This window comes from Candidatus Electrothrix sp. (assembly GCF_052785085.1).
Genome location: NZ_JALAAI010000093.1, coordinates 1 through 15,557, shown reverse-complemented (window position 1 = coordinate 15,557; position 15,557 = coordinate 1). Strand labels below are relative to the sequence as shown.

Below are 15,557 nucleotides of genomic sequence, written 5' to 3'. Positions count from 1 at the left end.
TTCCGAACACAGAAGTTAAGCTCTTCAGCGCCGATGGTACTGCATGGGAGACTATGTGGGAGAGTAGGTCGCCGCCAATTTCTTTTGTAAATCCCTTACCGGGCAATACTGGTAAGGGATTTTTTTTGCCTTTTTTTCTGGGTTATCGGGTATTCTTTGTCTGATCCAATCCGATTATCTATCAGGGAAGGGGAGCCAAATGGCATCCATGAGACATACAACAAAATATATACGTGTCGGACGAATTATTGATGGGAGCGGGGGAACGGTTCGTCGTAATATACTGCTGAAGATCAAAGACGGTCACCTTCAAGCTTTTCAGCCTGCTGGATCTCTCCGCACGCTTCCCCATGATACCCTGTTTGAAGACCTCACTCACTGTACTCTTGTTCCTGCCTTGGTTGACTGTTCAGTTTCTCTGTTAGAATCCCCTGCTATGAATCTTCTTTCAAGACCTTTGTCCTTACCTGAAGGGAAAGGCAAGGCGGTGGAAGAGCAAAGTCAGAAAAAGATACTTGAACGACATCTCAGTTATTGTTTTGCCCACGGTATATTGGGGTTGGTTGTGACGGATAAGAATCAGTTTGTACAGGCCGCACAAAGGAAGGAAGAGTACCGAGCAGATGGCATAACCCGCAGAACTGCTCATGATGCTCCAGATGCTGATTTTCTCAGAATCCAATATTCTCCTGATATTGAGGAAGAAGCGGAAGACCTTCCCTTGCTGAATTATGAAGATCTTTCGCATATCCTCAATAATAGGGGTGATAAAAAAGCTATTGTAGTGGCGAATGGTCCGCAACAAGTAACGGAAGCAATAGAAGCGGGTTGTGATGCTATTGAACAGGGCTATGGTATGGGACCGGATAACTTGCAGAAAATGGCTGATAAGGGACTACTGTGGATTCCCAGTGTGGTGCGGGCCAAAAATGCCCTGGATGGCTCCAGCAGTGGTGGCTCGGTGTGCTGCCGGTTTTCCACCCGATATGTAGCACCAGGAGAGCCTGTTCCCGGTGCTGAGGCCTTTTGGAAAAAGATTGTTGCTGAACAGCTTGGTCAGTTGGCTCTGGCTCGGAAATCAGGCATCATGGTTGCTGTTGGTACTGGTGCAGGCAGTCGTGGTATCCTGCATGGCGAGTCCTTGGTTGAGGAGATAAAGCTTTTTATCAAGGCTGGCTATTCGCTGGAAGAGAGCATCCGATGTGCTTCAAAAAATGGAGCGGAGTTTTTTGCTATGGAGCAGCTTGGACAGCTTGCTGTGGGGAAGAAGGCGAATTTCTTGCTGACCAGGGGGACAGTGGGGCAGTTGCCAAGAAAACTGGGCTATCTGGAAGGGGTCTATATTGATGGGCAGTCAAGCCCGGAATATAGGAAATAGTCTCTTTCAGTGCATGTTGTAGGGGCTGGTCCCTGTGGCTGCCCGAGGTAACAGGGCGTAACCCCTACAGCTTACAAAACTCCCATCTTCTTTAGGTGGACCTGAAGAACAGAAACAGCTGCCGGAGTGACCCCGGAGATACGGGAGGCCTGACCCAAGGAGTAACAAAACGTTTTTCGGGCTGATTTCCTGCGCACGATGGCGGGCGGGTATCATATAGGTATGTCCTCGGGACTTACCTATATGGTACTGAGAGACTTACCTAGGTATGAGGGAGGGAGATACCTAGTTAGGAAGGAGGCTCATAAGTAGTTATCTCTCTCCTTCATACCTAGGCAGTTTAGAATCTCACAAACGTTATTGACTTTATCTCATAAGCACTATCGAGATTATCTCATACGTGCTTGTGAGATTGGGTTGGACGTGTTGTTGAGGAAAAGTTGAGCGGGTGGTGGAGGTGTTTTCGGGGGAGGGGTAAGAAGATAACAAAAAGCTCGCCTGCCCGCCGTCGCACCACAAAAAAATACCCCCGCCGCAACACTGCGACAGGGGCACGACATATCTTCAGTTGCCTTTTCCCTGACCAAGAGAAGCCACCGGGAGTTAAACAGTCTTTTTCTTCGTCTAACCTGATACTATCCGCTTCGGCGGAAACGATACTTTCGGATGCTTGCTCCTGCCCTCAGCTTCCTTGAACGCCTTATAAATAGCATCCAGATTATAATTATATTTCGCTGCATGAGCTTCCCGACGCCTTCGAATCTCAGCTACTATTTCATCCTGTCGCATATTAATCCTCCATCAATTCCTGTGGGGTACAGATAGTCGCCGGTTCAAAGCCGTTTTCACGACATATTCTTTCCACCTTCCAACGAACCGAGGCATTGGCGATGTGCTTAAAATTCCAAGTAAGCAGATAGTCTATACCGTTCAACGTCGCAATTGCGATATGCATGGCATCTTCAGCAGCCTTTTGCGGCAATGATCCCCCGGCGAGCAGCTGTTTTGAAAACATCAACGCTTCCTGTGAAAGTGTAAGCGACGGAATGCCTCTAAGTGCCTTGAGTCGTCTTTCCGCTGCATCGGGATCACCTCCGCTGGCCTCTTCCTCAACAAGCGAAGAAATAAACACGTCAAAGGAACTTTTTCGTTCCTTCCACCAGTCAGTTGTGCTCTGCTGATTCGCAGCAACAATCAGGTCACGGCTCGGTCGTGCCGTAAGATAGCTGACAACGCTTGTTTCAATATAGACCTTCGGTTTCACGATATGCCTTGAGGAGGTGAAGAGTAGCCCTGTTCTGTTCATCACGCCGGTTTCTGATACAACCTATCTGCTTTTCTTTACGGTAACAGTTATGAAAGCGAATTGTCAACAGAAGGTTGTATGAAATCAGAAGAGACGACACGATAAAGAAACCCGGTTAAAGAATCCCCATCTTCTTCAGATGCACCTGAAGCACGGAAACCGCTGCTGGCGTAACCCCGGAGATACGGGAAGCCTGACCCAAGGAAAGCGGCCTGACCCTATTGAGTTTTTCCACCACTTCATTGGAAAGGCCGGGCAGCCCCTTATACTGCATATCCTCGGGCAATTGAGTTCGTTCCAGTTTCTTGAAACGATCCACCTGCTCCTGTTGCCGTTTAATATACCCGGCATACTTGACCTGCAATTCGATCTCCTCCTGACATTGCAGTTCCTCTGCGGAAAAGGAAAACTCCGGGGCCTGCTCTTCCACCAGAGGGGTCAGTTCTTTCAGGCGCAGTTCCGGTCGGCGCAGAAGTTCGGTCAGGGTCATGGCCTGGGTCAAGGGCGTACTGCCCAGGGCGGACAGGCCCTCGTTCACGGCAGGTACCGGTTTGAGGCGAATCGTATCCAGACGGGCGCACCCCTGCTCAATGGCCTCTTTCTTGGCGAGAAATACCTGATAGGTTTCTTCATCCACCAGCCCCAGCTGATAGCCGATATCCCGCAGGCGCAGATCCGCATTATCCTCTCGCAGCAGGAGACGATATTCCGCCCTGGAGGTGAACAGGCGATAGGGTTCCTTGGTTCCCAGAGTGACCAGATCATCAATGAGCACGCCAATATAGGCCTGGGATCGATCCAGAATAACCGGCCCTTGCCCCCGTACCAGTTGAACCGCATTAATAGCCGCCATCAGCCCCTGAGCTGCAGCTTCCTCGTAGCCTGATGTCCCATTGATCTGACCAGCATGAAAAAGCCCATTAATCCGTTTAGTCTCCAAAGAAGGCTTGAGTTCCAGAGGATCAATATAATCGTATTCTATGGCATAACCGGGCCGGATAATCCGGGCGTTTTCCAGACCAATAATGGAGCGTACCAGCTTCACCTGAGTCTGCAAAGGCAGGCTGGTGGGAATGCCGTTGGGATACACTTCAACCGTGTCCAGGCCTTCCGGTTCGAGGAAAATCTGATGGCGTCCCTTTTCCGGGAAGCGCATGACCTTATCCTCAATGGACGGGCAGTAGCGGGCCCCGATCCCTTCAATGATGCCTGAGTACATGGGCGATTGATTGATCCCATCCCGGATCACAGCATGGGTCTGCTCATTGGTATAGGTTATATAGCAGGGGAGCTGGGGCAGGTCCGGTTTTTTCTTATGCGCATTGGCAAAAGAGAACAGGGCAGGGGGGGCATCGCTGTACTGGGGTTCCAGCAAAGAATAATCAATGGTCTTGCCATCCAGGCGAGGCACTGTACCGGTCTTCATTCGGCCCACTGCAAAGCCGATCCGTCGGTACCACTCAGCAAGGCTGGTGGAAGCAGCATCCCCCATTCGACCAGCAGGGAAATTTTTCAAACCGATATGGATCAACCCGTTGAGAAAGGTACCGGTTGCCACCACCACGGCCCGAACCGAAATAATCTCATCCAGGGAGGTCCGAATTCCCTTCACATGATCGTTTTCCGTCAGAATTTCATCCACCACAGTCTGACGAATTTCCAGGTTTTCCTGTTGCTCCAGAACCGTTTTCATTCGCTGCTGATAGAGGAGACGGTCTGCCTGGGCCCGGGAAGACCGGACAGCAGGCCCCTTACTGGTATTCAGGCGGCGAAACTGGATACCGGTGGCATCAATATTTTTCGCCATTTCCCCACCCAAGGCGTCGATCTCCTTGACCAGATGGCCCTTGGCCAAGCCACCTACTGCCGGGTTACAGGACATGGCCCCGATGGTATCGGCATTAATAATAAAGACTAAGGTCTTGCAGCCCAGGCGAGCAGCAGCCAATGCTGCCTCACAGCCTGCGTGTCCAGCCCCGATGACAGCTATATCAAAATCAGTCATGGTTTTTTTTACAGGTATTATGTATAAAATGAAAATAACTTTGAGCCGCTGGATATCTTCAGCAAATATTTTCAGTGGATATCCTTAATCACCCCTGCAAACAGAGCGATTCTTTGTCTATTGAGGAGCAGCAACATACCAGGTTCTCAGTAAAACGAAAAACCGAAACTCAATCCTGTCGCATTTTGCCGTAAAATTTTATGCATTACCTCTCCATTATTCACATTATCGGCCTGCTGCTCACAGCAACGGGCAGCTCCATGCTTCTTCCCCTTGTTTGTTCCCTATACTACGGAGAATCAGACTTCCTGGCGATCCTCATCGCAATCCTGATTGCTCTGGGCACAGGTTTACCCTGTTGGCTTGGCATCAAGAATCAGAAAGAATTGAATATCCGCGACGGTATTATTATTGCGGTAGCAGGTTGGGTCATTGTTTCTGCGGCATCAGGTCTTCCTTTTATGATCCACGGTTCCATCCCATCTTTTACAGATGCCTTTTTTGAGATGATGTCTGGTTACACCACCACCGGAGCAACCATCCTCAATGACATCGAAGCACTGCCGCATGGCCTCCTTCTCTGGCGCAGTGAAACCCATCTCCTGGGCGGTATGGGATTTCTCACCCTGATCATCCTCTTTCTCCCTAAAGGAATGGGAGGGTTACGCCTGTTTCGGGCCGAATCCAGTCCTGGCCAGTCCTTTACCGGGGAAAAATTCGCTGCCCGAACCAAGGACACCATGGTCCGGCTCTGGGCCGTCTATCTGGGGCTTAATATCCTTCAGGTTATCCTGTTGGCCGGAGGAGGGATGGAGCTGTTTGATGCCCTTTGCACTGCCTTTGGTACCCTGTCCACCTCTGGCTACTCTCCAAAGAATGCCAGTATTGGTTTTTATGATAATGCCTATTTTGATTGGGTAATCATTCTTTTTATGTTTCTTGGCGGTACGAGTTTTATCCTGCTCTATCATATGGCCTATGGCGGTATTAAGGAGATCACTCGCAATACCGAATTCAGATGGTATACGATTCTGACAGCTCTGTTTTGTTGCGCAGTTTCCCTGATCCTCTGGTTTCAGGGAACCTACTCCGGCATTATTGATGCTGCTCGCTACGGTACCTTTCAGGCCATGTCTCTGCTCACTACAACTGGTTTTGGCACCGCAGATTATGAGCAATGGCCCCAGGCAGCACAGATGTTTCTCTATGTTTCCTGCCTGATTGGTGGCTGTGCCGGCTCAACTGCCAGTGGTATTAAGATTGTCCACTATGTTATTATCTGTAAGTTTGTTTGGGGCACCGTGCGAAAATCTTTTTTCCAACCCATGTCCATTGTTTCAGTACGGCTCAATGGCAAACAGATTGATGTTTCCATGATTAATATGGCGATCTGCTATTTTATCGTCAATATTTTTATCATCTTTATTGGCGGTTGTTTTATGACCCTGGTGGATGATATGGATTATGTTACTGCTATGAGTTCGGTGATTTCTGCCCTGATGACCATTGGTCCTGGTTTTGGCGAAATTGGGCCTACGGAAAATTATTATGCTATCTCCGATATAGGTAAGTGGTTCCTGGCCTGGAATATGATGGTGGGCCGCCTGGAACTCTTTTCCGCCTTGGTGGTTTTTTATCCTTCGTTTTGGAAGAAATGACAACACGTACAACAGATCAATACATCATCTGTCCTGGCTGCGACCTCCTGGTGGAAGAAGTCCAGCCCACAGCCACCCATACCCCGGTTTGTCCCCGTTGCCAGCGCCGCCTCCATAGAAAACGACCAGACTCTGTACGGAGGACTCTGGTACTGTCGCTCACCGGGTTGCTGCTGTATCTCCCAGCCAATTTTGCCTCTCTGATCAGCTTTAATATCCTGGGATCAACAACGAGTAGCTCTTTATTCCAGAGCACCTTGAGTATGTTTGATCAGGGAGAATATCTTGTTGGTATCCTGGTGGTATTGACCGGCCTTGTCTGCCCCTTTATGACGCTCTCTCTGCTCTTTGGGGTTTCTGCTGGCCTCTATCTTGGCTGGAAAAAGAAATGGATGGCGGTTTTCCTCCACTGGTATCAGCATCTCGCAGAATGGGCCATGACAGACATCTATCTGATTGCTGTGTTCATCACCATTATCAAGATGAACCATACCGCAGCAATAGAGTATAATATAGGATTTTTTTGTTTTATTATGCTGGTTGCAACCACTGTGGCAGCGCAGGCATGTATTGACAAAAGTCTGTTTTGGAAGAAACTGGATAAAAATACGATCAATGATCGTCCAAAGATACCAGTACTTACTCTGGCACAAACCGGTAAAGAGGCAGGCTTATTGCTTTGCCAGAGTTGTCATAAGATCAACCGGCTGCCATCAGGGACTCAACAAGAAAAAATCCATTGTCCTCGTTGCGGCGAGATCCTTCATTTGCGTAAAGAAAATAGTATTGATCGTTCCTGGGCCCTGATTGTCACAGCCCTGATCTTAATCCTGCCAGCCAATCTCCTGCCCATTATGTCGGTTTCTTCGTTGGGGCGGGTGAGCAAGACTACCATTATTGATGGCATTATTCTCTTTTTTCAAGGAGGAGCCTATGGCATCGGCCTGATTATTCTCACCGCATCCATCCTGGTTCCTCTGTTCAAGGTCATTGGCATGGCTCTGATCCTGATCTCAATCCATAATCAATGGACGACCTGGCTTCGTCACAAGGCATTAATGTTTCGTTTTATCCAGTTTATCGGACGTTGGTCCATGCTGGATATTTTTGTCATTGCTCTGCTCTGTGCTCTGGTGCGCTTTGGCAGCCTTTCTTCAGTGGATGTTGCGCCAGCAGCTCTCTATTTCAGTCTGGTTGTTCTCTGTACCATGTTTGCTGCTTTGAGTTTTGATCCCCGGCTGCTTTGGGACAGTGCAGAATCATCGCAGAACCCATGAGTAACTGATTTATCGTCTGAAGGATGTCTATTTCCTTGAAGCCGGGCAGGTCACTGTTCCGTGACACCCAGCACCTTGGCTGAGATCTCCTTTTTCATTTCCTCGGCAGGTTCAGGGTCATTCCACTTGATAAATTGTTCTGTGACCCGCATAAAATCGCCATTGTCCTTTTTGCATTGATCGCAGATAGACTCGGCCTGATCGCGGTACATAAGAATCTTACTCGCAGGCTCTCCAGTAATGCTTACTGCCGCCATCTTGCGGCACCCACAATTCAGGCGGATAACAGCCACCCCCACAGCATCAGGGCTGCCCTCAAAAATACCTTCAATCATTGCTCGCTCGCCCTTTTCCGGGTCTCTCATTTTTTCTGCTACCATAACTCGCTCTGTTCGTTGTTATTATATGTATTATTTCGTCATGAGATGTCGCTATACACCGGCATCCGCTAGACGCCGCCCTCCAAGGTAGGGAGTTCCGCAACTTTATTCGCTTCCGCAGTATCGGTCAAGAGGCAAGAGAAGTTGGATACATCCCACTCACTACGTTTCTGACGACGATCAACTTACTGGCGGAGGTCGCTAGCTCATCTCGACCTACGGAACTGCATCCCACTGAAAGAGCATGCAGGCATCTAATCCAAGAGCATGCAGGCATCTAATCCAAGAGCATGCAGGCATCCAATCCAAGAGCATGCAGGCATCCAATCCAAGAGCATGCAGGCATCCAACCCAAGAGCATGCAGGCATCCACCTGAAGAGCATCACTGTTTGCTCCGGTGAACGGCTTTATGAACAACTGCCCGGAAGAACCCCGCCGTCCGTAACCCGGAACGTACCCAGAGAGGGTGCGTCTCATGTTCTACAGGTCGTTGCGATTTCTTATCCCCACCCACCAGGCACATAGCCCCACCAACTCCCGGTCCCCCGCCAAAATATACTTTTCTTTTCGTTTCAGAAAAAAATTGTGCTATACTCCGGTTAAACTCTTGACTCTTTCACGGAGAAATTCCTATGGCGATACTGGATAAGGTCTTTAAGGCAGCAATGGATCTCAAGGCATCAGATATCCATGTGCTACCCGGCGAGCCGTTTATGGTCCGCCGTCTCGGTACAATGATTCGGCTGAAAAGCCAGCCCTTGACAGCAGATAATTGCAGGAAAGTTATTTTAGAAATCCTTACCCCGGAACAACGTAAAATTCTGGGTAAAGAGATGCAGCTGGACTTTGCCTATGCAGTGAAAGGATTAGGCCGATTCAGGGGCAGTGCCATGTTTCATAATAATGGCATGAGTTGTATTTTTCGGGTTATTCCCGGCGAGATTCCTTCCTTTGAGCAGCTGGGCATCCCGGAAGTAATGTATAGTATTCTGGGAAATCATCAGGGGATTGTGTTGGTGACCGGGGCTACCGGGCATGGCAAAACCACCACCTTGGCCGCTATGGTGGATTATATCAACAGCAATCATGCGCACCACGTCTTGACAGTGGAAGATCCTATTGAGTTTATCCATCCTCTTAAAAAAGGTGCCATCAATCAGCGGCAACTGGGTACGGACACGCTTTCATACAGTAATGCCCTGAAAGGGGCCCTGCGACAGGATCCGGATGTTATTGTCATTGGTGAACTTCGGGATCTTGATACTATTTCTCTGGCAATTTCCGCTTCAGAAACCGGTCACCTGGTCATCGGTACGCTTTCCACCTCCAGTGCTCCGAAAACCGTGGATCGTATCATTGACTCCTATCCCCCAGGCGAGCAAAATCAGATCCGGGCCATGCTCAGTGAATCATTGAAAGCCGTTTTTAGCCAACGTCTCCTGCCTGCCAAGGACGGCACAAAGATGCATTTGGCTGCTGAGGTTATGATTGGCAATCTCTCCATAGCCAATCTGATCAAGGATAACAAAACCTTTCAGATCCGTTCCACCATGCAGATGGGAACCAAATTAGGCATGAAGCTCATGGACGAATCAGTTATGGATTTACTGAAGGAAGACAAGATCAGTCTGGAAACGGCAAAGGCCAATGTGGACAAAAAGGAACTGCTCAAGCCCTTTATGGCGTAGACGAGTGCAAATCGCAAAAAGAAGGGAAAAGATATGGCAATAATTGATTCATACTTCAACGAGATGAAGGAACGTGGGGCCAGTGACCTGCACATGGTCATCGGCTTCCCCCCCTTGTTGCGCCTGCGGGGTGAACTGGTGCCTTTGGATGAGCCGGTGTTAACCCCGGAAAGCAATGAAAAGATTCTTTTTGAGATCCTGGATGAAGATCAGCAAACAGCAATAAAAAAGAACCGGGATTTTGATAAGGCCTATGCCCTGGAAGGGGTAGGGCGTTTCCGGTGTAACCTCTTTTATCAACAACGGGGCATTGGTGCGGTTTTTCGTATTATTCCAGCCGAGATTCTGACGGTGGATCAGCTCAATATGCCGGATGTGGTCCGTAGTTTTGCTCATTACGAGCGAGGTATGGTCCTGGTCACTGGCCCCACGGGCAGTGGAAAGTCAACCACTATGGCAGCAATTATTGACCTGATTAATGATACCCATGCCAAGCATATCATCACCATTGAAGATCCGCTGGAGTTTGTTCATCCCAATAAGAAGTGCATTTTTTCTCAGCGGGAGATTGGTAGCCATGCCCTCAGTTTTGCCAAGGCCCTGTCTGTAGCGAACCGGGAAGACCCGGACATCATTCTGGTGGGGGAGATGCGGGATCTGGAAACCATTTCTCTGGCCCTGACCTGCGCTGAATTGGGTATTCTGGTCTTTGGGACCCTGCACACCAATAGTGCGGCCAAGACCATTGATCGTATCATCAATGCCTTTCCTGCGGACGAACAGGCTCAAACCCGAACCATGCTGGCTGACTCGCTCAAAGGGGTTATTGCCCAGCAGCTTCTCAAGACCAAGGACGGCAAGGGGCGCTGTGCAGCCCTGGAGATCCTGATCGGGTCCAATGCCTTGGCCAGTATCATCCGGGAGGGCAAGATCAACCAGATTGAGTCCATGATCCAGACCGGAACTGCCCAGGGTATGCAGACCATGGATCAGCATCTTCAGCAGTTGATTGATGCAGATAAGATCACAGTTGCTGCGGCTCGGGAAAAGGCCATTAATAAAAGCCTCTTTTCTTTGCCTGATGGGGAGGATGAAGAGTAGCCGAGTACCTCGGACATTCCATCTTTGGGAAATAAAGAAAATAAAAAAGGCCACAGCAAACGCTGTGGCCTTTTGTGTTTGCAGGGGGCTGGGTTGTTTAACCGATCAGCATCTCCTTAAAAGGATTGGCAAAGAGCAGGATAAACGAGATAACCAGACCATAAATAGCAATGGACTCAATCAGAGCCATACCAATAATCATGGTGGTGGTGATCGGTCCTTTTGCTTCCGGGTTACGAGCAATACCGTTACATGCGCTTTCCACGCCGCGCCCCATAGCAAGACCAGCACCTAAGCCAGTCAGGCCGATTGACAGGGCAGCTGCCAGACAAATTAATGCGATGTCCATTGTTTAAAACCTCCGAGTAGTTAAAAGATATATTGGCCTTCTTCTTTTATTGTATTGTATGTTTGGATTCCCCTCCCCAAAGGGGAGAAGAAGAATTATAGAGCGTCTATGTTTTTTTTACTCAATGAGCATGGTCCATGGCTCCGGCACAGTAAATCACCGCAAGGAGAACAAAAACAAGTGCCTGAATCACGGAAACAAGCACACCAAGGGCGAGAACGGGTAACGGTGCAAAGAACGCCCCGGCCAGGGTAAAAAGAACTGCAAGCAGAATCTCTTTTGCCAGGATATTACCAAAAAGACGCATGGAAAGGGAGATAAGGCGGGCAAAATTACCAATTAGCTCCAGCACTATCATAAAGGGAGCCATTAACGGGATCGGACCAGTGAAATGCTTATAATACTGCCAGCCGTGATAACGAAATCCCAGAAAATGATGCATAAGCCAGACAATGATGGACATGGCCAGCGTAATATTCAGGCTGGATGTCGGAGACATGAAGCCTGGTAGCAGGCCAATCATATTGGCAAGCAGGGTGTAGAGGAAAAAGGTGGCCAGGATCGGAAAAAGCATTTTGGCTTTTTCCCGGCCCATGTGCTCTGCGAGGAAATCTAAAATTCCTCCGATCAGAGCTTCCCAAAAATTCTGGCCTGTGCCGGGGATTAACTCCAGTTTGCCCAGAGTGAGCTTAGGCACAACAAAGAGAAAGGCCATGATCAGCCAGCTGTAGGTCAGGTAGGGTTGGCAGATTTTTTCCAGAAAAGTTGATCCGATCGGCCCGTGCGGGACTGGCAGACCTATCCAGTCCAGAATAACCGAGATAAACAGAATTGGATGTTCCATAGCCAAACTCCCTTTATGTATTTTCCTGAAATATCATTCGCCCCTGAAAGAGGACGACAATAATTATACTTACCATGATGGTGGATAGCCCGATAATAAGTCCTATTGCATTGATGCTGAACCGGGTATTAAGCAGAAGCAGTATTACGGCGAGAATCACGAGGCGGGCATAGAATTTGACAGCAAAACCAGCTAAAAGTGACTTGCTGCTCCTCTGTTCGTCATCTTTTGCGGTTGTCGCATAATGGACTAATCGCATCGCAGTACGTTTCGTCAAGAAAAAACTGCCGCTGGCTAATGCACCGCCTACCAAGACAGATTGGGCAAAGGGCCAGTCAACAACATACCAACTTCCTGTTGTGAGCAGAGAGGTCGTAATCAGGTTGAAGCGCTCAATCATGCGGGGCAGAAGGAGTTGGTTTCTCTTGCCGCTTCTGCTCGTTATCACATCACTCATCGGATATTTTTTTGCCCAGATCCCAGAGATGCTTAAAACCAGCAGCGATTCCGAATCCAAGAAATATAAAACTGAACCACGGCGCAGTCTGCCCGGCAAACAACTTATTGTCAAGCCACCAGCCTATGCCAAAACCGACAAAAATGGACGTTGCGAAAGTTGTTCCGATTTGACTGTAGTAGGCCAGTTCAGCGAGAAGGCCTTCTTTTTTTTCGGTCATCGCCCTATATCCTGCATCCTTGGATGTCTTCTTGAATCAGATAGAAATAGCACGCAACAGTGACAAGTGCAATATTTTTTTTCATGCTTCAGACAATCTTGCCAAAGATGTAGCAATTGCTGTCAAGGCCTTGTCCAGTTGTTCCGGGGTATGTGCTGCTGAGATAAAGAGGGCCTCAAACTGCGATGGAGCAAGCCAAATCCCACAGTCCAGCATCTGGCGGAAATGTTGACCATAACGATCTGTATCTGCCTGCATGGCAGCGTCAAAGTCTGTTACCGGGCTATCAGTGAAAAAACAGGTCATCATGGAACCGATCCGGTTTAACACGGTAGGAATTGAGGATTTGGCAGCGATTTCAGCCAGGCGTTCAGCAAAACGATCACTCTTTTCCTCAAGTTCCTGGTAGAATCCCGGTTTGCGCACGGTTTTGAGCATGGCCAGGCCAGCAGCCATTGCCAGTGGGTTACCGGACAGAGTACCTGCCTGATAGACCGGCCCATCTGGGGCAATGTGATCCATAATCTCTTTTTTACCGCCATAAGCACCAACAGGCAGACCACCCCCGATAATTTTGCCCAGGCAGGTCAGGTCCGGCATAATGCCAAAGCGTTCCTGGGCACCACCCAGAGCCAGCCGGAAACCAGTAATCACCTCATCAAAGATCAGGATAATACCCAGTTCAGCAGTCAACTCACGCAGTTTCTGCAAAAAGGCCATGTCCGGGACAATAACCCCCATATTACCGGCAACCGGCTCAATGATCACGCAGGCGATGTCCAGTTGATCATCTCGCAGGGTTTTTTCCAGAATCTCTATATTATTATAGGGAATGGACAGGGTGTTTTTGACTATATCGTCAGGTACGCCAGGGCTGCCTGGAATGCCCAAGGTAGCAACCCCGGAACCAGCCTTGACCAGAAAGGAGTCAGCATGGCCGTGATAGCAGCCATCAAATTTAATCACCATATTGCGCCCCGTATACCCGCGAGCCAGGCGGATGGCACTCATGGTGGCCTCGGTACCTGAGCTGACAAAACGGACTTTTTCCATGGACGGGACAGAGTCGCAGACCAGGTCAGCCATTTCCACTTCAGATGCGGTCGGAGCACCAAAGCTGGTGCCGTTGGCCAGGGCCTCCTGAACTGCTTTCGTAACATCGGGATGACTGTGGCCAAGAATCATTGGCCCCCAGGAACCAACAAAATCAATAAATTCATTGCCGTCTGCATCAATGACTATGCCGCCTTCAGCCCTGGCAACAAAGAGAGGATCGCAACCCACGGATTTACAGGCACGGACAGGGGAGTTGACACCACCAGGGATAACCTGGCAGGCTTTTTCGAAGAGTGCAGCAGAATGTGTGGTGTTCATAAGCTGTTATGGCATGGTTATGGATTAAAATAAACGTGTCTCATTATATCTGGCACAGGATAAACGTAAGCTGCTGTTACGTCAAGGGGCTGTCGTGAGATGCTGGGGAGACTGAATGAATGCAGAAAAACGTATGGGGCAGTCAGAGATTTTTCATTGCGCCACAATGATATTTCTGGATTTCTTTTTTTTATGTATAGTTATGGTGTTAATGTGTTGACAAAACTGGGATCGCCGATGTACAAAAGAATCTTCCATCAACTGTGTCATACAGCGGCAGACCTTCTGGCTGCCTGACAATAACTTCATCTTTGACTGTGCCCCATGACTGCTTTAAAAACCGTACTGATCGTATTTACGTTTTTGTTGTTTGCTTTGCCGACACTCTCCCTATCTGAGGAGCCTCCAGAAGGACAATTATATTGGATAACCGAGGAGTATCCTGATCATTACTTTTTCTATGATGAAACCGCTCAACACACCGGTGCAGTAGCCGCCATTGACTATGCCTGTACACAATACTCTGGGAGTAACGGGGATTATACCGGAACCGTGGATATGTACTATACTTCCGAGGATACGGAAAAAGCAGGCTGGTGTGTTAATAAACATCCTCTTTATCCGGGAAATGTAAACGGAGAATATTATACAGCCTATCTGTATTGCAACGGGGTAAAGCGTCTCCTTGACGATATGTCCTCTTGTGAATCGCCGGAGCCTCAAATCGTCGACGAAAACAATTTCGGCACTCCCTGCGAAGAATAATCCGTACTCACTTTCTCCTTTGTCTTCCAGAACGAAATCCAGACTTCCGGTATAGCCATGATACAACGACAACACTCTTTCTCTCTATCCCGCTTATTATTCCCGGCTCTTCTTTCTTTCCTCGTTATTGCGTTTCGGGTCGGGATTGTTCAGGCCTCATCCACGCAACCGTACATTTCTTCTCACAGTGTGAACTTTGCCATTGGCAATAAGGTGCATACGGAGACCGACGTGAGCATAGACGGTCCGACCGGGCCGATGAGTTTTCGGCGGGTGTACAACAGCCGGAGCACCGGGGAATCCGTATTGGGATATGGCTGGTCGTGGTCGTTCGGGGAACATCTGTTGATTGATCCAGGTGATGATGCTTCAATCGGCCGGGTACTGTCCACCGGGCGGCATATTCCGCATACCAAAGACAGCGAGGGCGTCTGGAGCAGTCCGGCGGGCAAAAAGACGACTATCACCCTGGAAACAAGCGGCGACTACATCCTGACCAAACAAGACGGCACTGTTCATAGCTATGACAGCCAGGGAAAGCTGACCCAAATTCAGGAGCCAAACGGCTATACCCGTACCTTCACCTACAGTGGCGACCAGCTCCAATCCGTGTCTGACAGCTTTGGTCGTTCCTTTTCCTTTGCCTATAATGCCTCCGGGTATCTGGAAACCCTGACCACACCGGTCGGTGATTTCACCTTTGAATACAGCGGCAGTAACCTGTGGAAGGTATATCGACCGGGAAATACCGCTT

The 15,557-nt window shown here is 49.0% G+C and carries 16 protein-coding genes, 1 rRNA gene and 1 pseudogene; 8 read left to right on the top strand and 10 right to left on the bottom strand.

The window, feature by feature from the left end:
• Nucleotides 1-80: ribosomal RNA gene (rrf, locus tag L2082_RS13895) — 5S ribosomal RNA — on the top strand; the annotation flags it as partial.
• Nucleotides 81-208: 128 nt separating this feature from the next.
• Nucleotides 209-1,378 carry an amidohydrolase family protein gene (locus L2082_RS13890; protein WP_446009054.1) on the top strand — a complete coding sequence of 390 codons (1,170 nt, stop codon included), beginning with the start codon at nt 209-211 and terminating at the stop codon, nt 1,376-1,378.
• 71 nt (nt 1,379-1,449) lie between these two features.
• On the opposite strand, the pseudogene L2082_RS13885 reads toward L2082_RS13890, so the two are convergent.
• From L2082_RS13885 to mnmG, 4 genes and pseudogenes are all read right to left on the bottom strand, one after another.
• Nucleotides 1,450-1,539, bottom strand: a pseudogene (locus L2082_RS13885) (hypothetical protein); the annotation flags it as partial.
• A gap of 463 nt (nt 1,540-2,002) precedes the next feature.
• Nucleotides 2,003-2,167: a hypothetical protein gene (locus tag L2082_RS13880; protein ID WP_446009053.1), complete on the bottom strand. Its 165-nt coding sequence runs from the start codon at nt 2,165-2,167 to the stop codon at nt 2,003-2,005.
• A 1-nt stretch (nt 2,168) separates the two neighbouring features.
• Nucleotides 2,169-2,684, bottom strand: a complete 516-nt coding sequence (locus L2082_RS13875) for a type II toxin-antitoxin system VapC family toxin (RefSeq protein WP_446009055.1) — start codon at nt 2,682-2,684, stop codon at nt 2,169-2,171.
• A 115-nt stretch (nt 2,685-2,799) separates the two neighbouring features.
• Nucleotides 2,800-4,689, bottom strand: a complete 1,890-nt coding sequence (mnmG, locus tag L2082_RS13870) for a tRNA uridine-5-carboxymethylaminomethyl(34) synthesis enzyme MnmG (protein WP_446009052.1) — start codon at nt 4,687-4,689, stop codon at nt 2,800-2,802.
• 200 nt (nt 4,690-4,889) lie between these two features.
• Here mnmG and L2082_RS13865 point away from each other — a divergent pair, with 200 nt between their 5' ends.
• Complete coding sequence (locus L2082_RS13865; RefSeq protein ID WP_446009051.1) at nt 4,890-6,347, top strand: TrkH family potassium uptake protein; 1,458 nt, start codon at nt 4,890-4,892, stop codon at nt 6,345-6,347.
• Nucleotides 6,344-7,624: a paraquat-inducible protein A gene (locus L2082_RS13860; RefSeq protein WP_446009050.1), complete on the top strand. Its 1,281-nt coding sequence runs from the start codon at nt 6,344-6,346 to the stop codon at nt 7,622-7,624. Before L2082_RS13865 ends, L2082_RS13860 begins: the two co-directional genes overlap by 4 nt.
• 50 nt (nt 7,625-7,674) lie before the next feature.
• Here the strand turns inward: L2082_RS13860 and L2082_RS13855 are convergent, their stop codons facing one another.
• Nucleotides 7,675-8,004 (bottom strand): hypothetical protein, encoded by a 330-nt coding sequence (locus tag L2082_RS13855; protein ID WP_446009049.1) that lies wholly within the window; start codon nt 8,002-8,004, stop codon nt 7,675-7,677.
• A 633-nt stretch (nt 8,005-8,637) separates the two neighbouring features.
• Here L2082_RS13855 and L2082_RS13850 point away from each other — a divergent pair.
• Together L2082_RS13850 and L2082_RS13845 are read left to right on the top strand one after the other, a co-directional pair.
• The gene (locus L2082_RS13850; RefSeq protein WP_446009048.1) at nt 8,638-9,693 is read left to right on the top strand and encodes a type IV pilus twitching motility protein PilT; all 1,056 of its coding nucleotides are present in this window, start codon (nt 8,638-8,640) and stop codon (nt 9,691-9,693) included.
• 33 nt (nt 9,694-9,726) lie between these two features.
• On the top strand, nt 9,727-10,794 hold the full coding sequence (locus L2082_RS13845) for a type IV pilus twitching motility protein PilT (protein WP_446009047.1): 1,068 nt from the start codon (nt 9,727-9,729) through the stop codon (nt 10,792-10,794).
• A gap of 97 nt (nt 10,795-10,891) precedes the next feature.
• On the opposite strand, the gene atpE is transcribed toward L2082_RS13845, so the two are convergent.
• From atpE to hemL, 5 genes are all read right to left on the bottom strand, one after another.
• The gene (gene atpE, locus L2082_RS13840) at nt 10,892-11,143 is read right to left on the bottom strand and encodes an ATP synthase F0 subunit C (RefSeq protein WP_446009046.1); all 252 of its coding nucleotides are present in this window, start codon (nt 11,141-11,143) and stop codon (nt 10,892-10,894) included.
• 121 nt (nt 11,144-11,264) lie between these two features.
• On the bottom strand, nt 11,265-11,987 hold the full coding sequence (gene atpB / locus L2082_RS13835) for a F0F1 ATP synthase subunit A (RefSeq protein WP_446009045.1): 723 nt from the start codon (nt 11,985-11,987) through the stop codon (nt 11,265-11,267).
• Between the two features lie 13 nt (nt 11,988-12,000).
• A complete protein-coding gene (locus tag L2082_RS13830; RefSeq protein WP_446009044.1) occupies nt 12,001-12,444 on the bottom strand; it encodes an ATP synthase subunit I in 444 nt (147 codons plus the stop codon).
• Nucleotides 12,437-12,664, bottom strand: a complete 228-nt coding sequence (locus tag L2082_RS13825) for an AtpZ/AtpI family protein (RefSeq protein ID WP_446009043.1) — start codon at nt 12,662-12,664, stop codon at nt 12,437-12,439. Before L2082_RS13825 ends, L2082_RS13830 begins: the two co-directional genes overlap by 8 nt.
• Nucleotides 12,665-12,745: 81 nt before the next feature.
• A complete protein-coding gene (hemL, locus tag L2082_RS13820) occupies nt 12,746-14,038 on the bottom strand; it encodes a glutamate-1-semialdehyde 2,1-aminomutase (RefSeq protein ID WP_446009042.1) in 1,293 nt (430 codons plus the stop codon).
• A 324-nt stretch (nt 14,039-14,362) separates the two neighbouring features.
• Here hemL and L2082_RS13815 point away from each other — a divergent pair, with 324 nt between their 5' ends.
• Both L2082_RS13815 and L2082_RS13810 read left to right on the top strand, forming a co-directional pair.
• The gene (locus L2082_RS13815; RefSeq protein WP_446009041.1) at nt 14,363-14,803 is read left to right on the top strand and encodes a hypothetical protein; all 441 of its coding nucleotides are present in this window, start codon (nt 14,363-14,365) and stop codon (nt 14,801-14,803) included.
• 231 nt (nt 14,804-15,034) lie between these two features.
• Nucleotides 15,035-15,557: DUF6531 domain-containing protein (locus tag L2082_RS13810; protein WP_446011865.1), on the top strand; the 523-nt coding region annotated here is incomplete at its 3' end.

What these genes read in the sequence shown, in the direction of transcription:
- L2082_RS13850 (WP_446009048.1), top strand. Translation starts at nt 8,638, where the DNA reads ATGGCGATACTGGATAAGGTCTTTAAGGCAGCAATGGATCTCAAGGCA.
- L2082_RS13845 (WP_446009047.1), top strand. Translation starts at nt 9,727, where the DNA reads ATGGCAATAATTGATTCATACTTCAACGAGATGAAGGAACGTGGGGCC.
- atpB (WP_446009045.1), bottom strand. Translation starts at nt 11,987, where the DNA reads ATGGAACATCCAATTCTGTTTATCTCGGTTATTCTGGACTGGATAGGT.
- mnmG (WP_446009052.1), bottom strand. Translation starts at nt 4,689, where the DNA reads ATGACTGATTTTGATATAGCTGTCATCGGGGCTGGACACGCAGGCTGT.
- L2082_RS13855 (WP_446009049.1), bottom strand. Translation starts at nt 8,004, where the DNA reads ATGGTAGCAGAAAAAATGAGAGACCCGGAAAAGGGCGAGCGAGCAATG.
- L2082_RS13830 (WP_446009044.1), bottom strand. Translation starts at nt 12,444, where the DNA reads ATGAGTGATGTGATAACGAGCAGAAGCGGCAAGAGAAACCAACTCCTT.
- L2082_RS13825 (WP_446009043.1), bottom strand. Translation starts at nt 12,664, where the DNA reads ATGACCGAAAAAAAAGAAGGCCTTCTCGCTGAACTGGCCTACTACAGT.
- L2082_RS13875 (WP_446009055.1), bottom strand. Translation starts at nt 2,684, where the DNA reads ATGAACAGAACAGGGCTACTCTTCACCTCCTCAAGGCATATCGTGAAA.
- atpE (WP_446009046.1), bottom strand. Translation starts at nt 11,143, where the DNA reads ATGGACATCGCATTAATTTGTCTGGCAGCTGCCCTGTCAATCGGCCTG.
- L2082_RS13815 (WP_446009041.1), top strand. Translation starts at nt 14,363, where the DNA reads ATGACTGCTTTAAAAACCGTACTGATCGTATTTACGTTTTTGTTGTTT.
- L2082_RS13890 (WP_446009054.1), top strand. Translation starts at nt 209, where the DNA reads ATGAGACATACAACAAAATATATACGTGTCGGACGAATTATTGATGGG.
- hemL (WP_446009042.1), bottom strand. Translation starts at nt 14,038, where the DNA reads ATGAACACCACACATTCTGCTGCACTCTTCGAAAAAGCCTGCCAGGTT.
- L2082_RS13865 (WP_446009051.1), top strand. Translation starts at nt 4,890, where the DNA reads ATGCATTACCTCTCCATTATTCACATTATCGGCCTGCTGCTCACAGCA.
- L2082_RS13880 (WP_446009053.1), bottom strand. Translation starts at nt 2,167, where the DNA reads ATGCGACAGGATGAAATAGTAGCTGAGATTCGAAGGCGTCGGGAAGCT.
- L2082_RS13860 (WP_446009050.1), top strand. Translation starts at nt 6,344, where the DNA reads ATGACAACACGTACAACAGATCAATACATCATCTGTCCTGGCTGCGAC.